A 16,565-nucleotide genomic window follows, 5' to 3' on the forward strand; every position below is an offset into this window, starting at 1 on the left:
CCCAATTCCCCGCCGCGTTGTCACCGCAATCATGGCGATCTCGCGTCGATGCGCAAGCCGCGATTGCGACGCTCCAGTGGCCGGCCTCACTGGTTATGAGTGGACGGATCGCTCCCCGGCGCCGCCACCTGTAACGGGCATGGCGCTGGCGTCTGTGCGCTCGATCACATTGAGCCCGCTGTTTGTGCGCGTCGTTCTCGCAAAACCACGGCACATTTTTGGCCGACACGCATCAGGATTCCAACACGTCCTTGACGATGGTTGCCAACTGCTTGAGAGAAAACGGCTTCGGCAGGAAGCCGAAATGCGCGTCGGCGGGCAGGTTCCTGGCAAAGGCGTCCTCGGCGTAGCCTGAGACGAAGACGAACTTGATGTCGGGCTGCCGCTTGCGCAACTCGCCTAGCAGCGTCGGCCCGTCCATTTCCGGCATCACTACGTCGGACACGACGATGTCGATCTTGCCGCCGAGCGCCTCGAACACTTCCAGTGCCTCGACGCCGGAGGACGCTTCGTGGACGGTATAGCCGCGCGATGTCAGTGCCCGCATGCCGCCCATGCGAACGGCGTCTTCGTCCTCGACGAGCAGCACAGTCGCCGAACCCGACAGGTCCTTGGCCGTCTCCGCCGGTTTCACTGGCGCCGCCGGCGCCTCGCCCGCTTCGCTCGCCGGCTTCACTTCCGCGATGAGGCGCGGCAGGAAGATGCGGAATACCGTGCCCTTGCCAACTTCCGAATCACAGAAGATGAACCCGCCCGTCTGCTTGATGATGCCATAGACCATCGACAGGCCGAGGCCGGTGCCCTTGCCGACTTCCTTGGTGGTGAAGAAGGGTTCGAATATCTTCTTCAGCACATCCGGCGCGATGCCGGTGCCGGTATCCTCGATCTCGACCACCACGTAGTCGGCCGGGGTGAGCTCGCGGTATGAGAAGCTCTTGCATTCCTCGGCTGTGACGTTGCGGGTGCGCACCGCAAGGTCGCCGCCCGCCGGCATCGCGTCGCGCGCGTTGACGGCAAGGTTCACCACCACCTGCTCGAACTGCCCGATATCGACCTTGACCGGCCAGAGATCGCGACCGTGGTCGATCTTCAGCTTGATGTCGTTGCCGACCAGACGGGCGAGCAGCATCCTGAGGTCGGCCAGAACATCGGTCAGGTTCAGCACTTCCGGGCGCAGGGTCTGCTTGCGCGAGAAGGCGAGAAGCTGCCTGACCAGCGAAGCCGCGCGGTTGGCATTCTGCTTGATGTTCATGATGTCGGGGAAGGACGGATCCGACGGGCGGTGGTTGGTCAAGAGCAGGTCCGACGCCATGATGATGGCGGTCAGCACATTGTTGAAGTCGTGTGCGATGCCGCCGGCGAGCTGGCCGACCGCCTGCATCTTCTGGCTCTGCGCCATCTGGCCTTCGAGCGCCTTCTGCTCGGTGGTGTCGACAGCATAGACGATGGCTGATTCCTCGGCACCTTCGCCGCCGGTGCCCTCGGCAACCGCGTTGACGTAGAAGCGGATGTGCCGATCCTCGTTGCCGGGCAACAAAGTGTCGATCGGCTCGATTTCGGCCTGCCGTTGCCTGGCCTTCTCGAAAGCCTCGGCGAAAGCCGGCCGGTCGCGCTCGTGGATGACCGTGTCGAGCCGGACGCGGCGGTCGACCGCGTCGCGATCGACGACCGAGGAAAACAGCGAGAGGAACGGCGCGTTGGTGCGCAGGATGCGCCCATTGGCGTCGACGCCGGCGATAGCCATCGGCGTCGAGTTGAAGAAGCGGGTGAAACGGACTTCCGAGGCGCGAAGATCGGCGGAGGCATCCTCGCCCTGGGTGCGGTTGAGCACAATTGTGCGGGTCGGACCGCCGACGCCCTCGCGGCTCGCCGAGACGCGGTGCATGAAGCGCACCGGCAGCGCCTCGCCAGTCATCGTCGTCAGGTCGAGATCGATGACGGCGTTGCGCGTGGTGCCGGGATCGGCCTTGACCGAGCGGACCAGCGCCATGCCGTCGCCGGCGACGATCTCGGGCAGCGTGACGGCGCCCGGCGTGAAGCTCGCCAGATCGATGCCCAGCCATTCGGCGAGCGTGGCGTTGATGTAGGTGACGCGGCCTTCCTGGTCGGCCGAAAAGAAACCGGCCGGCGCATGGTCGAGATGGTCGATCGCCTTTTGCAGGTCGAGGAAGAAACGCTCCTGCTCGGCCCGCTCTTGCGAGATATCGGCAAGCTGCCAGGCAAGCATCGGCAGCCGCTGGCCCGGCACATTGAAAGCGCGTGCGCGGGTGCGGTACCAGTGCGCACCGGGCTCCGCGCCGGGGCGGATGGATTGCGCAAGCCTGAACTCGCCATCGCCCGCCTGGCCGTCGCGCAGGCCCGATGCCAGCCGGTAGATGGTCATGGAGGCCTCTGGAACGTCCGACAGCAGCCCTTCGACCGTCTTGAGGTCGGCCGCCGACGAAGCGCCCGTCATATCGGCATAGGCACGGTTGGCGTAGATGATACGGGCCTTGGTATCCGTGACCAGCAGGCCTTGCGACATCGAATCGACAAAGGCTTTGGACAGTTCGTCGCTGGTCGAGCGCGGCGCGACCTGAACGAAGCCGATAGCGGTGGCAAACAGGAAGCCGACGCCGATCATCGCCAGCACGCCGAGCATGCCGAGCAGGAAGGGATCGCCGAGGCGCTCGCGGAAAAGCCCGAAAACGATCGCCGCACCGGTCAGGACAACGATGAAGATGATGAGCCGGGTCACGGCACCCGGACGCGTGTTCTGGTCGACGATCGGTACCGGATAGAAATCGCCGCGCGTTTCCTTGGCCATGTGCCCCCTGCTCGTGATTCCGGTGCCCGACACCCCGCGGACGGCCGGTTGAATCACATTCTCCTGTAGCGGAAAAGGCCCCGGCGGCAAATGTCAGATAAAAATGGCGCCGGGCAATGGATTCGTGTTTCAAACTGTTCACGAAGCGTGATGCCAACTTGCGGCGGCTGGTCCGCACGGTTTAGTGTCGCGTCACCTCAAAAAAGGGCGGTGCACCGATGCTGCAGTGGCTGGATAGCGTGGCGGGTCCTGGTTATGTCGCCGCAATCCTGTGGACGTTTGCCGCGCTCGTTCTGCTGGTGGTCGTTCTCCTCATCATCAAGCTGGTGCGCAGCCTGACGTTCGGGACATTCGTCGCCGGCGGCCGCAACCGCAAGACCAGGCTGGCCGTCATGGACGCCACGGCGGTCGACAGTCACCGCCGGTTGGTGCTGGTGCGCCGCGACGACATTGAACACCTCATCCTGATCGGCGGCCCGACCGACGTCGTCGTCGAGCGCGACATCAGGCTTGCAGCACCGCGCCGCCCGGCATTGACCGGAGACAGCGGCCAGCAGCAGGCCCAGGCGCCGCGGCCGCGCCCCACCCAGCCGGCACCCGCGCCTGCAAGGCAGGCGCCACCCCAGCAGCAGCCGGCAAGCGCCACGCCGCTCCCTGCCCGCCCGCGCCCAGCCGCGCCGGCACCGGCGCCGAGGCCCGCCGTCGCGAGCCATCAGGCGAGCAACATCACGCCGCTGCCTGCCTATGGTTCGGCCAACACCAATGGCGCCCGGCATGCCCCGCCGCCAGCCAAGCCAGTTTCCATAGACGATACGCTGATGCAGGAACTCGAGGTTTCGCTCGACGATTCACATGCGAGCAAACCGGCGGCGAAGGCGCCGTCATCGCTCGACGACGAAATGACGAAGCTACTCGGCGAACTTGCCAGCCAGAAGCGGTAGCAAAAGTCAAATCCGGCAACACGGATTGGGCATCGAGGAGGCACGGCCGCGCCCGCACAAAATGGCCGGTCGCCCGGCCATTAACGATTCCGGGACGATCGTTCGCGGGTCAGTCGTCGCGATAGACCTTCTCGCGGCGCTCGTGGCGCTCCTGCGCCTCGATCGACAGGGTCGCGATCGGACGCGCATCGAGCCGCTTCAGGGCAATCGGCTCGCCAGTCTCCTCGCAATAGCCGTAAGTGCCTTCATCGATGCGCTGGAGCGCGGAATCGATTTTCGAGATGAGCTTGCGCTGACGATCGCGGGCGCGGAGTTCAATGGCTCGGTCGGTTTCCGAGGAGGCGCGGTCGGCGAGGTCGGGATGGTTGGCGTTTTCCTGCTGCAGGATTTCGAGGGTTTCGCGCGCTTCGCGCAAAATGTCGTTCTTCCAGGCGACGAGCTTCATGCGAAAGTAGGATTTCTGCCGTTCGTTCATGAACGGCTCGTCTTCGGAGGGTACGTAATCGGCGGTAACGATGTCGTTCATTCGACTCACCCAACAACCCCAAATTTGGCGCCTATATATTCGCGCAGAGAAGCCTGCACAAGCGCAATCGGCGACCGTTTCACGCAAATGTAATATCGGGCTCACAGCTGACCATGATATCTTTATGCTTGCGGGCGGAACTCGAATTCATCCATGATTCGTTGTGGTTGAAGGCTATTGGCCATTGTGCGCCATGCCTTTCTCGTGGCTAATCCCATTGTGCCAACAAGGCATTTTGGGGGAGCGGTGAGCAAACTCTACCTGTTGAGACATGCCAAGGCCGGATGGGCGCTGCCCGGCGTACGCGACTTCGACCGTCCGCTCGATGCCTCCGGCATCGCCGATGCCGAGGCGATCGGGGCAGCCATGCGCAGCCGCAACTACGTGCCCGACCTGACCCTTTGCTCCAACGCAAAACGGGCTCGCCAGACCCTGGAGGGACTGGCCGGCCAGACAGATACCGGGCGGGTGCTGTTCTTCGACACGCTCTACAGCGAGGACGCCGCCGGCTATCTCGCCATCATCCGCGACAATGGCGGGGCGGGCTCGCTTCTGGTCATCGGCCACAATCCGATGACGGAGGATCTCGCCATGGCGGTTTCGGGCGACGGCGAGGAAGCCGCGCGTGGCATGCTGAACCACGGTTTCCCCACCTCGGGCCTCGCCGTCGTGCGCTTTCCAGGCGATCTTGCCCATGCCGAGCAAGGCAGCGGCTATCTCGAGGCCTTTCTGACACCGGCCGATCTCTGAGACGCAAATTGGCGGCGCCATTCCAAACCGCCGCCTGAGTGCCTATATCGGGAACCGACCGGCCCTCAGAGAGCATGTTTTGGCATCATCGCTGACCACTTTCACCGACGAGGCGAAGATCGCTCTCGACACGCTCTCAGGGCGCGCCGCCGAGCTCTTTTCGCCGTCGCTGAGGCTGGGGGTCACCGGCCTTTCCCGCGCCGGCAAGACGGTGTTCATCTCTGCGCTTGTCCACAACCTGATCCATGGCGGGCGCCTGCCGCTGTTCGAAGCGCAGAAATCGGGGCGCATCGCGCGCGCCTTCCTCGAAGAGCAGCCCGACGATGCCGTTCCCCGCTTCCAGTACGAGGATCATGTCGCGGCGCTGGTCAACGACCGTGTCTGGCCAGACTCGACGCGCGCCATTTCCGAGCTCCGGCTGACCATCGAATACGAATCAGCTTCTGGCTGGAACCGTATGTTTTCGGCTGGAAAATTGTCGCTCGACATCGTCGACTACCCGGGCGAATGGCTGCTTGACCTGCCGCTGCTCGGCAAATCCTTCGCCGATTTCTCGCGCGAGGCGATGGAGATGGCGGCACTGCCCGTGCGCGCCGATCTTTCCGAGGGCTGGCGGACGCTCGCCGCTCAGATCGATCCCAACGCCGATGCCGACGAGATGACGGCGCGCCGGCTTGCCGAGGCCTTTTCGGCCTATCTCAAGGCGTGCAAGCTCGACGAGCGCGCGCTGTCGACCTTGCCGCCCGGCCGTTTCCTGATGCCCGGCGACCTCGACGGCTCGCCCGCGCTGACCTTCGCGCCGTTGCCGGCACTGGCCGAGCGGCGGCCCCGCCCCGGTTCGCTGCAGGCGATGATGGAGCGGCGCTACGAGGCCTACAAGACGCATGTGGTGAAACCGTTCTTCCGCGAGCACATCACGCGGCTCGACCGCCAGATCGTGCTGATCGACGCCATGCAGGCGCTGAACGCCGGCCCGGCCGCCATGGCCGACCTGGAGCGTGCCGTCACCGAAATCCTCGCCTGCTTCCGCCCCGGCCGCGGTAATTTCCTCACCGACCTGTTTTCACGGCGCATCGACCGCATCCTGGTGGCGGCAACCAAGGCCGATCACCTGCATCATGTAAGCCATGACCGGCTGCAGGCGATCGTGCGCCGGCTTGCCGACCGCGCGGTGGCGCGGGCGAACTTCACCGGCGCCGATGTTGACGTGGTCGCCATGGCGGCGGTGCGCGCCACCCGCGAGGGCACTGTCAAGCAGGGCCGCGAGACCTTGCCCGTCATCATCGGCATGCCGCTGAAAGGCGAGAAGATCGACGGCGAGACATTCGACGGAAAGACCGAAACAGCCATATTTCCCGGTGATTTGCCGGAGAAAGTCGATGCAGTGTTTCGAGCCTCCGAAACGCAGCCGCCGGACGGCGGCGAGCCGGCGATCCGCTTCGTGCGTTTTCGCCCGCCGAAGCTCGAACGCACGGCCGAGGGCGTGACGCTGTCGCTGCCGCATATAAGGCTCGACCGCGCGCTGCAGTTCCTGATCGGAGATCACCTCGCATGAGCGCGCCCCGCAGACCCGCTGCCTTCCGCATCGAGCCGGAAGCGAGCCAGGAGGCGCCGAAGCGCCACGCCGAGGCGGAGCCTGCGCGCAAACCGCGCGCGGCGAAGGCCGGTGCCGCCGTCGTCATTCCTTCCGAGATCGACGTCTTCGACGAACCGAACCTGGTCGCGGCCGAACCGCCGCCGGCCAGCGCGCCGCGCAAGCGTTCCCTGCTCGCCCGCCTGTTCTTCGGCGCCGTGGGCGTGCTGGTTTCGCTGGCGGTCGGCCTGTGGACGGACCAGCTCATCCGCGACCTGTTCGAACGCGCCGAATGGCTGGGCTGGCTGGCCGCCGGCATGGCGGCGATCGCGGTGTTCGCGCTCATCATCATCCTGGTGCGCGAATTCCTGGCCATTGCCCGCCTCGCCGAGGTCGAGAAGCTGCAACGGCGCGCGCTCGACGCCGTCTCCAGAGACGACCCGAAGGCTGCGCGCTCCGTCGTCGACGAGCTTTCTGCCTTCGTCGCAGCCAAGCCGGAGACCGCGGCCGGCAGGCGCTCGCTCGCCGGGCTGCGCGGCGAGATCATCGACGGCGGCAATCTGGTGCGGCTCGCCGAGACCGAGATCCTCGGCCCGCTCGATGCCCGCGCCAGGGTGATGATCCTCGAAGCGGCAAAGCGTGTGTCGCTGGTCACAGCTGTTAGTCCGCGCGCCCTCGTCGACGTCGCCTATGTCGTGTTCGAGGCCGGGCGGCTCATTCGCCGCCTCTCGGAGCTCTATGGTGGCCGGCCGGGCACGCTTGGCTTCTTCCGGCTGGCGCGCAGCGTCCTTGCCCATCTGGCGGTCACCGGCTCGATCGCCGTCGGCGACAGTTTCGTGCAGCAGATCGTCGGTCACGGCCTTGCCGCGAGGCTTTCGGCGAAGCTCGGCGAAGGCGTCGTCAACGGCATGATGACGGCACGAATCGGCATCGCGGCGATGGAAACGGCCAGGCCCCTGCCCTTCATCGCCGTCAGGCGGCCGGGACTGAGCGATTTCCTCTCCGCGCTGACATCGTTCGCGGCAAGGAAAGACGGTGAAACTTCGGCCTCCGGCAAGTAATCGGCGCGGCCAAGTGACGAAGCATTAACCAATCTTGTTCATGGTCTGACACGTCTAGCAAACAGCGTCCTTGCTGCCGGGTGTCGTCTATGAAAAGTGTAAATCTGTCCTGCGTCCTGTCTTTCGCGGTCGCGGTTGCGGCACCTTTGAGTTTTGCCGAAGAGGCCTTTGGCGCAGAGCCCGACAAGCAGTTCTTCCAGTCGGTCGAAGGCAGGTGGGTCGGCCCGGGCGAAATCGTCGCCGGCAAGTACAAGGGCACGAAATTCACCTGCAATTTCAATGGCACGACGCCTGACGGCAAGACCGGGATGACGCTCGACGGCGATTGCCGGGTTGGCGTGTTCACCCAGAAGATGTCCGCGACCGTCGAACGCAAGGGTCGCGAAGGCTACAAGGGCAACTTTATGGGTGGATCGTCCGGCAATGGGCTCGACATTATCGGCGGCAATGTCGTCGACACCCAGAAGGTCGTGTTCACCATCAACCGCAATCAATTAAACGGTGTCATGCAGGCGCGCATCCCGGACGACAATTCGATGACGGTGACGGTCGCCGTGCGCGTCAACAAGCAGTTGGTGCCGGTGATCGGCATGAGCCTGAAGCGGATCGACACAGTCGAGGTCGGCTCGATCGCTCCGAACTGATATCCAACAACAGCAACGAAAAAGGCGGCGGCCTCGGGCCACCGCCTAGCCCGTTTCGATTCGGACGCTCAGCCCTTGATGGCGGCGGTCACTTCGTCATAGGCCTTGCAGGCCTCGGCCAAAGTCGAGGCGTCCTTGTACTTGTCCGTCACAGCCTGCACCTTGGCCGACAGGTCGGCTGCCTTGGACGGATCCTTGGTGATCGCTTCCTGCAGCGCGGCAGTCATGTCCTGCGCCTTCTTGGTCGCCATTTCGGCGGTACACTCAGGCGCCTTCGAGCAGGCCGAACCAGCAAGCGCCGCAACACCCACGGCAACGAGCAAAAACTTCTTCATGTCAGTCATCTCCTCAAAAAAAGGCAGCGGCTTGATCGCCGCTCCCTCCCATGGCCGAAGCCAAGCGTCCCTTAACTGTCGATTGTGGCAGCACGCAACGCGTGCACCGCATAAACTTGTGTAACGCGGCTGCAACACAGGCAGAGGCCGGATTCGTGTTGTTCGCCGCCGGTCGATGCCCCTAGCCTTGCCTCCCGACCCCACGACATGCGAGGTAGCCTGCAGAAACGGAAAAGGCGGCATGGCGGCGGAAACATCGGGCAGCGATCTGATCCAAGTGGTGGCGCTGCTCGCGGCCGGCGTGGTCGCCGTCCCGATCTTCAAGCGCATGGGGCTCGGCTCCATCCTCGGCTACCTCGCCGCCGGCGTGATCATCGGCCCGTTCGGCCTTAGAGTCTTCTCCGAATCGGAAGCCATCCTTCACGTCGCCGAGCTCGGCGTCGTCATGTTCCTGTTCATCATCGGGCTGGAGATGCAGCCGTCGCGGCTCTGGGGGCTGCGCCGCGAGATCTTCGGCCTCGGCGCGCTGCAGGTCGGCGTCTGCGCGGCGCTGCTCACCAGCGTCGGACTGGCCGGCGGCTTTCCGGTTGCGCAATCCTTCGTCGCCGGCGCCGGTTTCGTGCTGACCTCGACGGCGATCGTCATGCAACTTCTGGAGGAACGCGGCGAGATCGCGACACCCAAAGGCCAGCGCATCGTTTCCATCCTGCTGCTGGAGGATCTGGCGATCGTGCCGCTGCTGGCGCTGATCGCCTTCCTGGCGCCCGGCGGTGCCGAGATGAGCCTGTCGCAGCGGCTGACCGAGGTCGGTATCGGCCTTGCCGCGATCGTCGGCCTGGTGGTGGCCGGCCGTTATCTGCTCAATCCGTTCTTCCGCATCCTGGCGGAAGCGCGCGCCCGCGAGGTGATGACGGCGGCCGCGCTGCTGGTGGTGCTGGGGTCGGCGCTTGCCATGCAGCTTTCGGGCCTGTCGATGGCGATGGGTGCGTTCCTCGCCGGCGTACTGCTTTCCGAATCGACCTTCCGTCACCAACTGGAGGCCGACATCGAACCGTTCCGGGGCATACTGCTCGGCCTGTTCTTCCTTGCTGTCGGCATGTCGCTCGACTTGCATGTGGTGGCCGCCAACTGGCGGCTGGTGGCCATCTACGTCGTCGCCTACATGGTGATGAAGGCGCTTGGCATCTACCTCGTCGCCCGCATGCTGAAGACCGGTCACCGTGAGGCGCTGGAACGCGCCGTGTTCATGGCGCAGGGCGGCGAATTCGCTTTCGTTCTGTATTCGGCGGCGGCTGCGGTCGGCATCATCGACGGCCAGGCCAATGCGACGCTGACGGCAATTGTCATCATTTCCATGGTACTGACGCCGCTCGCTATCGTTGCGCTGCGCTACGTGACGCCGCGCGACGAGCAGTCACTCGAAGGAGTCGATGTCGCCGAAGGCCTTTCCGGCAGCGTGCTGATCATCGGCTTCGGCCGTTTCGGCCAGATAGCCTCGCAGCCGCTGCTGCTGCGCGGCATCGATGTCTCGATCATCGACAACGAGGTCGAGATGATCCAGGCTGCGGCCGATTTCGGCTTCAAGGTCTATTACGGCGACGGCACGCGGCTGGACATCCTGCACGCGGCCGGCGCCGGGCGGGCGCGTGCGGTGCTGATCTGCGTCGACAAGCCGGAAGCGGCGGTCCGCATCGCGCAATTGATCAAGGCCGAATTCCCGCTGGTCACGATCCTGGCGCGCGCCTTTGATCGCGGCACCGCCCTGCAGCTCATTCGCGCCGGCGTCGACTACCAGCTGCGCGAGACATTCGAATCGGCGCTGGGCTTCGGCGGCTCGGCGCTCGAAGCGCTTGGCGTCGATCCGGAAGACGTCGCCGAGGTGATCGAAGATGTCCGCCGCCGCGACACCGCCCGCTTCGAGACGCAGCTGGCAGAAGGCGTGCGCGCCGGACAGCGCTTCCTGAAAGGCAATATAGGCACGCCGATCCCAACGCCGCTGACGCCGCCGCGCCGTACCGGCCAGGCGCTCAACGAGGAGACGGCCGGCGTGCTGAGCAAATCCGAGCCCGCGGAGGAATAGAGAGATGGCTGAACTGGACAAACGGGCGCTCGCCGTCACCGCATTCTGGCGCGATGCCGGCGAGGATGCCTGGTTCGAGAAGAACGATGCCTTCGACGCGGAATTCCGCAACCGGTTTCTCGACCTGCACTTCGCCGCCGCACGGCGCGAATGCGACGACTGGTGTGAACACGCCGAGGGTTCGCTGGCGCTGATGGTCCTGCTCGACCAGTTTCCGCGCAACTGCTTTCGCGGCACCGGCCATATGTACGCAACCGATCCGCTGGCGCGCCATTTCGCCGGCAAGGCGATCGCCGCCGGCCATGACCTGGCGCTCGAAGAGGACATTCGCTTCTTCCTCTATCTGCCCTTCGAGCATTCGGAGCTGCTCGTCGACCAGGCGCGCTCGGTGGAGCTCACATCCACCAGTGCCCAACCCTATCTGAAATATGCGGTCGAGCACCGCGAGATCATCCAGCGCTTCGGCCGCTTCCCGCACCGTAACCGCATGCTTGGCCGCGAGACGACACCGGAGGAACAGGCCTTCCTCGACGACGGCGGCTTTTCCGGCTGACTTCAGCCAACTGCCGCCGTCGGTCCGCTGTTCCTATTCCAGCCACCAGTCGCGGCCGGACGGCAAGCGCTCGATGCCCGAAATGTCGACGGTGCCGAGGCGTTCCGAGACGCTCTTGCCGCCTATCGCCAGCTCCGGCGCGATTTCGGCCAGGGGCGCCAGCACGAAGGCGCGCTCCAGCATGCGCGGATGCGGCACGTCCAGACCAGTCTCGTGGATGATCCGGTCGCCGAACACCAATATGTCGATATCGATCAGCCGCGGCCCCCAGCGCTCCTCGCGCACCCGCTTCAGCCGGCGCTCCGCGTCGAGGCAAAGGTCGAGCAGTTCGCGCGGGGCGAGTCCGGTCGTGATCGTGGCGGCGGCATTGAGGAAATCGGGCTGGTCGAGCTTGCCCCAGGGCGGCGTGCGGTAGAGCGAGGACACAGCGACGACGCTTGTCTTGTCGTCGCCATCCAGAAGGCGCAGTGCTGCCGCCATCGATCGGGCGGGATCGCCAAGATTGCCGCCAAGGCTGAGGTAGACCGTGTTATTCGGGCCAGACAACTGTCACCTCGACATGGTCGAGCACGCCGGGCACCGGCGCGTTGGGCTTGCGCACGGTGATCTCGGCTCTCTTGATTTGCGGAAACCCCGCCGTCAGCGCCTTGGCCACTTCCAGCGCCAGCGCCTCGATCAGGAAACGCCGGTGCCCGGTGATGATCTTCTCGATCACCGCGAAGGCGACGCCATAGTTGACGGTGTCCTCGATGGAATCCTCGACGAGCGCCCGGCCCGGCTCGACGGTCAGCGCCGCGTCGACGTAAAAACGCTGGCCGAGCGTCTCCTCCTCGTCCAGCACGCCGTGCCGGGCAAAGAAGGCGCAGTTCTTCATGCGGATGACATACATGGCTCAGCGTCCGGAGGGGTCGGTTTCACGCGCCAGCATAGCATCGGCCAGCGCCAGCGCATCCACGTTGATTGCGACATCGTGGACGCGAAATAGATGCGCGCCTTTCAATCTCAAAATGACGCTGGTCGCCGCTGTTCCGGCCCCGCGCCCGAGGGCGTCCCGCCCGGTCACCGCACCGATGAAGCGCTTTCGCGATGTGCCGGCCATCAGCGGGTAACCCAGCGCATGGAGCTCGGAAAACCGCGCCATCAGATCGAGGTTTTCCTCCGCCGTTTCCTTGGCGAAGCCGAAGCCGGGATCGAGCACGATCTGATCGTCGGCGATGCCGCCGGCCCGCGCGATCTGCAGCGATTTCCTGAGAAAGAAAAGCTGATCATCGATGACGTCGGGCAGCTTTCGCCTGCCGCGCCCGGTGTGCATGATGACGAGGCCGGCGCCGTTTTCGGCGGTGACGCGGGCAATGCCCGGCTCGCGCTGCAGGCCCCAGACATCGTTGACGATATGCGCGCCGGCGGCGACGGCCAGACGCGCGGTGTCCTCGCGATAGGTGTCGACCGAGATCAGCGCTTCGCCAGATTTGGCGAGCGCCTCGATGACCGGCAGGACGCGTGCCTGCTCTTCCTGGCCGTTCACGGCTGACGCGCCTGGCCTGGTCGATTCGCCGCCGACATCGATGACGGCGGCGCCCTCCTCCACCATGCGGCGCGCCTGGTCGAGCGCCGCGTCGCGCGCGGCGAACAGCCCGCCATCGGAAAAACTGTCCGGCGTGACGTTGAGGATGCCGACCACGACGGCCTTGCCGCCAAGGTCGAGATGGCGTCCATGCGCCAGCTGCCATCGCCTCGTCGTCATCGTCCGTCAACCATCTTGTGATCCCGCTGGAAATCAAATCCGTTGCGCCGAGAGCGGCCGTAAAGCAAGGTGGCCGAAGAGGCAACATGATGAAACGTTCGCTCGCTTGCGCCCTGATGCTCGCTTTGATGGCCCTGCCGGCCGGCGCGGCCAATCTGGTCAAGACCTACAGCTACTTCGCCATTGGCGGCCGCACGCTGGACGATATCGAGACGCAGCTTTCCAAGCACGGACCGCAGGTGAAAAGCACCGGCTCGCGACACCCGGGCGCGACGCAAATGGCGTTCACCACCCGCGTCAGCTATGCGGAAAGCTCGGGCTCCTGCCGCATCGCCGACGCCATCGTGACCGTCAAGGTCAAGGTGATCCTTCCGGAATGGCGCCGCTCGCGCAAAGCGGATGCCGACGTGAAGCTGTTCTGGGACACGCTGTCGGCCGACATCAAGCGCCATGAGGAACGCCATGTCGAGATCGCCAAGAACCACGCCAGGCAACTGGAGGATGCGCTGAAGGCGAGCTATCCGCAACGGAGTTGCGCCGAGGCCAAGGCGAGAGCCGCGCAGATCACCGCGGCCGAACTCGCCAGGCACGACCAGGACCAGGTGCGGTTCGACCGCGTCGAGAGCGTCAACTTCGAAAGCCGCATCCTGCGGCTGCTGCGCTATCGGATCGAGCGCATCGAGAGCGGCCAGCTGCCGCCCGCCTGATTTTCGCCGGCACCAAGGGCGCCGGTGGCGCAGGCCAATTTCGCCGAAGCATAGTGCCAGGCGGCAAAAACTTTCGAGCCCCTGTCGAAATCGGCCTATATGGGGCGACATATGTCAGGTTCGCTGAGGCGGAGCCTGAGAGCACGAGACATCCAATCGACGCGGTGGATGCGTCGAACCGGCCAAGCCGGCCGCCCTGCCCCCAGGGTGCGCGCAAGCCCACGAAAGAACGAGACCATGGATCAGGCTGTCGACAAGCCGGCGACAATTGCAGCGACGTCGCCGCTGACGGAGAGCGAGAAGAACGCCATCATCGGCGGCGTGCTGTTGTCGATGCTGCTGGCAGCGCTCGACCAGACCATCGTCGCCCCGGCCATGCCGACGATGGCGCATTTGCTCGGCCATGCCGAATATCTGCCGTGGATCGTGACCGCCTATCTGCTCACCGCGACGGCTATGGCGCCACTTTATGGCAAGATTTCCGATGTTCATGGCCGCAGGCCAACGCTCTACGCGGCGATCCTTATCTTTCTCGCCGGATCGCTGGTCAGCGCAATGGCGCCCAACATGCTGGTGCTAGTCGTCGGGCGCGCTATTCAGGGCGCCGGCGGGGGTGGCTTGTTCGCGCTGGCACAGACGGTGATCGGAGACCTCGTGCCGCCGCGTGAGCGGGCGCGTTACGCGGCCTGGATCGCGGGTACCTGGGCTGTCGCCAGCATAGCCGGGCCGCTTTTGGGCGGCACCTTCGCCGAACATCTGCACTGGTCGCTGATCTTCTGGATCAACCTGCCGCTCGGCCTGCTGGCCATGGCAATCATCAACAAGCCGCTGAAGAAGCTGCCGATCGCGGCAAAACATCATCGTATCGATGGTCTCGGCGCGGCGCTGCTGATAGCGACTACTGCCCTGCTGCTACTGGCGCTGAATTGGGGCGGCAGCGCCTACCCCTGGCTGTCGCGCGAAATCCTCGGGCTGCTCGCCTGTTCGGCGGTTATCTGGAGCGCTTTTGCGCTGTGGCTCATGCGCGCCGCCGAGCCGCTGATCTCGCTTGAGGTGCTCAGCAACCCGATCGTGCTGGCCGGCACCTTGTCCTTGTTCCTGCTGCAGGCCGCCAATATCGGCCTGGCGGTCTATCTGCCGGTCTACCTGCAGTCGATCGTCGGGCTTTCGGCCGGTGAATCGGGCATTGCGCTGCTCGGGCTGATGCTTGGCACTGTCGCCGGCGCGACGTTCAGCGGGCGCACGATACCGCGCTTCGTCCATTACAAGCGGATCGCCATGATCGGAGTGAGCTTCGCCATAGTCTGCCTTGGGGTGCTCAGCCTCGTCGCCGGGCATGCCTCCCTTTTGGTCGTTGAAATCCTGACGACCTGCATTGGCCTCGGCAGTGGGACGACGTTTCCGGTTGCGACTGTCTCGGTCCAGAACGCTGTCGATCAGGCGCATCTCGGTGTCGCCACGGGTGTGCTCACCTTCCTTCGTTCTTTGGGCAGCGCCCTTGGGGTGGCAATATTGGGCGCGGTCGCGCTGGGCTATGGCCTGCCATTGGCCGGCGAAGGCGCGCATTCAGCTGGCGCCGCCGCCTCTGCTGAAGCATTCATGATGATCTTCCTCGTCGCGGCGGTAATCCTGCTGATGGCGCTTGCCGCGCTCGGGCTGATGCCGGAAAAGGCGCTTCGCGGCCATCTCGAAACCGCAGCCCCGGTGCTGGCCGAGTAGCGAAGCCTTCAATCGTGGACGCCGAGCTTCTTCTGCAGGCTGGTCGACGAGGTCGTGTACTGGAAGACGATGCGTTCGCCGGGGCTGACGATGCGCTTGGCCGCCTGCGCCATCAACGCCACCTCGTGGAACCCCGACAGGATCAGCTTCAGCTTGCCGGGATACCAGTTGATGTCGCCGACGGCGAAGATGCCGGAGACCGAGGTCTGGAATTTCTCCGTGTCGACCGGGATCAGGTTCTCATGCAGGTTGAGTCCCCACTCCGCGATCGGCCCGAGCTTCATGGTCAGGCCGAAGAAGGGCAGCATGCGAGTGCATGGCACCTCGATGTCGCCGTCAGGTCCCTTGATGGTAGCCGATGAGAGCTGGCCGTCGGCGCCGGTCAGGCCGCTCACCTGGCCGACCTGGAAATCCAGCTGCTTCATCTCCTGCATGGCGTACATCTTGTTGACGCTGTCGGGTGCGGCCCGGAACTCCGGACGGCGGTGGACCAGCGTCACGCTCCTTGCCACCGGCTGCAGGTTCAGCGTCCAGTCGAGCGCCGAATCGCCGCCGCCGACGATGACGAGGTCATGGCCGCGGAAATCCTCCATGCGGCGCACGGAATAGAAGACGCTCTTGGCTTCATAGGATTCGATGCCAGGAATGGGCGGCCGCTTGGGCTGGAACGAGCCGCCGCCGGCGGCGATCACCACCACCTTGGCCTCGAACAGCTCGTCCTCGTCGGTGGTGACGCGGAAGCTGCCGTCATCCAGCTTCTCCAGGCTGGAGACCATGCGATTGTAGGTGAATTCCGGCTTGAACGGGTGGATCTGCTCGAGCAGCTTGTCGACCAGGCCCTGAGCCGTGATCAACGGCCAGCCGGGAATGTCGTAGATCGGTTTTTCCGGATAGAGCTCCGCGCACTGGCCGCCGGGCCGGTCGAGGATGTCGATCAGATGGCACTTCATGTCGAAGAGGCCAAGCTCGAACACGGCGAACAGGCCTACAGGCCCAGCCCCGACGATGAGTACGTCCGTCTTGATCGTGTCACTCATGCGATACGCCTTGTTGCCAATCCGGGGCGAGACTGCATGAGCAACGGCCTGCTGCCAAGCGGCCAAGGCAAAATTTGGCTGGCCGAGGG

Annotated in this window: 16 protein-coding genes; 9 read left to right on the top strand and 7 right to left on the bottom strand. The window is 64.7% G+C overall.

The window, feature by feature from the left end:
- Nucleotides 1-232 precede the first annotated feature (232 nt).
- Nucleotides 233-2,806, bottom strand: coding sequence for a PAS domain-containing sensor histidine kinase (locus EJ073_RS05225; RefSeq protein WP_126054770.1), 2,574 nt, complete (start codon nt 2,804-2,806; stop codon nt 233-235).
- Nucleotides 2,807-3,024: 218 nt separating this feature from the next.
- Between EJ073_RS05225 and EJ073_RS05230 the strand changes: the two genes are divergently transcribed.
- On the top strand, nt 3,025-3,747 hold the full coding sequence (locus tag EJ073_RS05230) for a flagellar biosynthetic protein FliO (RefSeq protein WP_190233831.1): 723 nt from the start codon (nt 3,025-3,027) through the stop codon (nt 3,745-3,747).
- A 109-nt stretch (nt 3,748-3,856) separates the two neighbouring features.
- Here the strand turns inward: EJ073_RS05230 and dksA are convergent, their stop codons facing one another.
- Nucleotides 3,857-4,273, bottom strand: coding sequence for an RNA polymerase-binding protein DksA (gene dksA, locus EJ073_RS05235; RefSeq protein ID WP_126054771.1), 417 nt, complete (start codon nt 4,271-4,273; stop codon nt 3,857-3,859).
- 246 nt (nt 4,274-4,519) lie between these two features.
- On the opposite strand from dksA, the gene EJ073_RS05240 reads away from it, so the two are divergent.
- The 4 genes from EJ073_RS05240 (at nt 4,520) to EJ073_RS05255 (ending at nt 8,301) form a co-directional block, all read left to right on the top strand.
- Nucleotides 4,520-5,023: a histidine phosphatase family protein gene (locus EJ073_RS05240; protein WP_126054772.1), complete on the top strand. Its 504-nt coding sequence runs from the start codon at nt 4,520-4,522 to the stop codon at nt 5,021-5,023.
- Nucleotides 5,024-5,102: 79 nt separating this feature from the next.
- Nucleotides 5,103-6,578: a YcjX family protein gene (locus EJ073_RS05245; RefSeq protein WP_126054773.1), complete on the top strand. Its 1,476-nt coding sequence runs from the start codon at nt 5,103-5,105 to the stop codon at nt 6,576-6,578.
- Nucleotides 6,575-7,657 (top strand): TIGR01620 family protein, encoded by a 1,083-nt coding sequence (locus tag EJ073_RS05250; protein WP_126054774.1) that lies wholly within the window; start codon nt 6,575-6,577, stop codon nt 7,655-7,657. The genes EJ073_RS05245 and EJ073_RS05250 overlap by 4 nt, the downstream gene beginning before the upstream one ends.
- Nucleotides 7,658-7,746: 89 nt before the next feature.
- Nucleotides 7,747-8,301: a hypothetical protein gene (locus tag EJ073_RS05255; protein ID WP_126054775.1), complete on the top strand. Its 555-nt coding sequence runs from the start codon at nt 7,747-7,749 to the stop codon at nt 8,299-8,301.
- 68 nt (nt 8,302-8,369) lie between these two features.
- Here the strand turns inward: EJ073_RS05255 and EJ073_RS05260 are convergent, their stop codons facing one another.
- Nucleotides 8,370-8,636: a hypothetical protein gene (locus EJ073_RS05260; RefSeq protein WP_126054776.1), complete on the bottom strand. Its 267-nt coding sequence runs from the start codon at nt 8,634-8,636 to the stop codon at nt 8,370-8,372.
- 241 nt (nt 8,637-8,877) lie between these two features.
- Between EJ073_RS05260 and EJ073_RS05265 the strand changes: the two genes are divergently transcribed.
- Together EJ073_RS05265 and EJ073_RS05270 are read left to right on the top strand one after the other, a co-directional pair.
- The gene (locus EJ073_RS05265) at nt 8,878-10,716 is read left to right on the top strand and encodes a monovalent cation:proton antiporter-2 (CPA2) family protein (RefSeq protein ID WP_126054777.1); all 1,839 of its coding nucleotides are present in this window, start codon (nt 8,878-8,880) and stop codon (nt 10,714-10,716) included.
- A 4-nt stretch (nt 10,717-10,720) separates the two neighbouring features.
- Complete coding sequence (locus EJ073_RS05270) at nt 10,721-11,269, top strand: DUF924 family protein (RefSeq protein WP_126054778.1); 549 nt, start codon at nt 10,721-10,723, stop codon at nt 11,267-11,269.
- Nucleotides 11,270-11,302: 33 nt separating this feature from the next.
- Here the strand turns inward: EJ073_RS05270 and folK are convergent, their stop codons facing one another.
- Genes folK through folP form a run of 3 tightly spaced genes read right to left on the bottom strand, consistent with a single transcriptional unit; the run spans nt 11,303 to nt 13,013 of the window.
- Entirely contained in the window at nt 11,303-11,815 is a 513-nt protein-coding gene (gene folK / locus EJ073_RS05275) for a 2-amino-4-hydroxy-6-hydroxymethyldihydropteridine diphosphokinase (RefSeq protein ID WP_126054779.1), read from the bottom strand.
- A complete protein-coding gene (folB, locus tag EJ073_RS05280; RefSeq protein WP_126054780.1) occupies nt 11,799-12,158 on the bottom strand; it encodes a dihydroneopterin aldolase in 360 nt (119 codons plus the stop codon). The genes folK and folB overlap by 17 nt, the downstream gene beginning before the upstream one ends.
- Before the next feature lie 3 nt (nt 12,159-12,161).
- Nucleotides 12,162-13,013, bottom strand: coding sequence for a dihydropteroate synthase (gene folP, locus EJ073_RS05285; protein WP_126054781.1), 852 nt, complete (start codon nt 13,011-13,013; stop codon nt 12,162-12,164).
- A gap of 86 nt (nt 13,014-13,099) precedes the next feature.
- Here folP and EJ073_RS05290 point away from each other — a divergent pair, with 86 nt between their 5' ends.
- Entirely contained in the window at nt 13,100-13,720 is a 621-nt protein-coding gene (locus EJ073_RS05290) for a DUF922 domain-containing protein (RefSeq protein ID WP_126054782.1), read from the top strand.
- Nucleotides 13,721-13,957: 237 nt separating this feature from the next.
- Nucleotides 13,958-15,439: an MDR family MFS transporter gene (locus tag EJ073_RS05295; RefSeq protein WP_126054783.1), complete on the top strand. Its 1,482-nt coding sequence runs from the start codon at nt 13,958-13,960 to the stop codon at nt 15,437-15,439.
- 8 nt (nt 15,440-15,447) lie between these two features.
- On the opposite strand, the gene EJ073_RS05300 is transcribed toward EJ073_RS05295, so the two are convergent.
- Entirely contained in the window at nt 15,448-16,476 is a 1,029-nt protein-coding gene (locus tag EJ073_RS05300; protein ID WP_126054784.1) for an NAD(P)/FAD-dependent oxidoreductase, read from the bottom strand.
- Between the last annotated feature and the right edge of the window lie 89 nt (nt 16,477-16,565).

The organism is Mesorhizobium sp. M4B.F.Ca.ET.058.02.1.1, from assembly GCF_003952505.1.
Classification (GTDB): Bacteria; Pseudomonadota; Alphaproteobacteria; order Rhizobiales; family Rhizobiaceae; genus Mesorhizobium.

Bases quoted from the DNA above. Each gene is read 5' to 3' on its own strand.
- EJ073_RS05225 (WP_126054770.1), bottom strand. From the start codon at position 2,806: ATGGCCAAGGAAACGCGCGGCGATTTCTATCCGGTACCGATCGTCGAC.
- EJ073_RS05230 (WP_190233831.1), top strand. From the start codon at position 3,025: ATGCTGCAGTGGCTGGATAGCGTGGCGGGTCCTGGTTATGTCGCCGCA.
- dksA (WP_126054771.1), bottom strand. From the start codon at position 4,273: ATGAACGACATCGTTACCGCCGATTACGTACCCTCCGAAGACGAGCCG.
- EJ073_RS05250 (WP_126054774.1), top strand. From the start codon at position 6,575: ATGAGCGCGCCCCGCAGACCCGCTGCCTTCCGCATCGAGCCGGAAGCG.
- EJ073_RS05255 (WP_126054775.1), top strand. From the start codon at position 7,747: ATGAAAAGTGTAAATCTGTCCTGCGTCCTGTCTTTCGCGGTCGCGGTT.
- EJ073_RS05260 (WP_126054776.1), bottom strand. From the start codon at position 8,636: ATGAAGAAGTTTTTGCTCGTTGCCGTGGGTGTTGCGGCGCTTGCTGGT.
- EJ073_RS05265 (WP_126054777.1), top strand. From the start codon at position 8,878: ATGGCGGCGGAAACATCGGGCAGCGATCTGATCCAAGTGGTGGCGCTG.
- EJ073_RS05270 (WP_126054778.1), top strand. From the start codon at position 10,721: ATGGCTGAACTGGACAAACGGGCGCTCGCCGTCACCGCATTCTGGCGC.
- folB (WP_126054780.1), bottom strand. From the start codon at position 12,158: ATGTATGTCATCCGCATGAAGAACTGCGCCTTCTTTGCCCGGCACGGC.
- folP (WP_126054781.1), bottom strand. From the start codon at position 13,013: ATGACGACGAGGCGATGGCAGCTGGCGCATGGACGCCATCTCGACCTT.
- EJ073_RS05290 (WP_126054782.1), top strand. From the start codon at position 13,100: ATGATGAAACGTTCGCTCGCTTGCGCCCTGATGCTCGCTTTGATGGCC.
- EJ073_RS05295 (WP_126054783.1), top strand. From the start codon at position 13,958: ATGGATCAGGCTGTCGACAAGCCGGCGACAATTGCAGCGACGTCGCCG.
- EJ073_RS05300 (WP_126054784.1), bottom strand. From the start codon at position 16,476: ATGAGTGACACGATCAAGACGGACGTACTCATCGTCGGGGCTGGGCCT.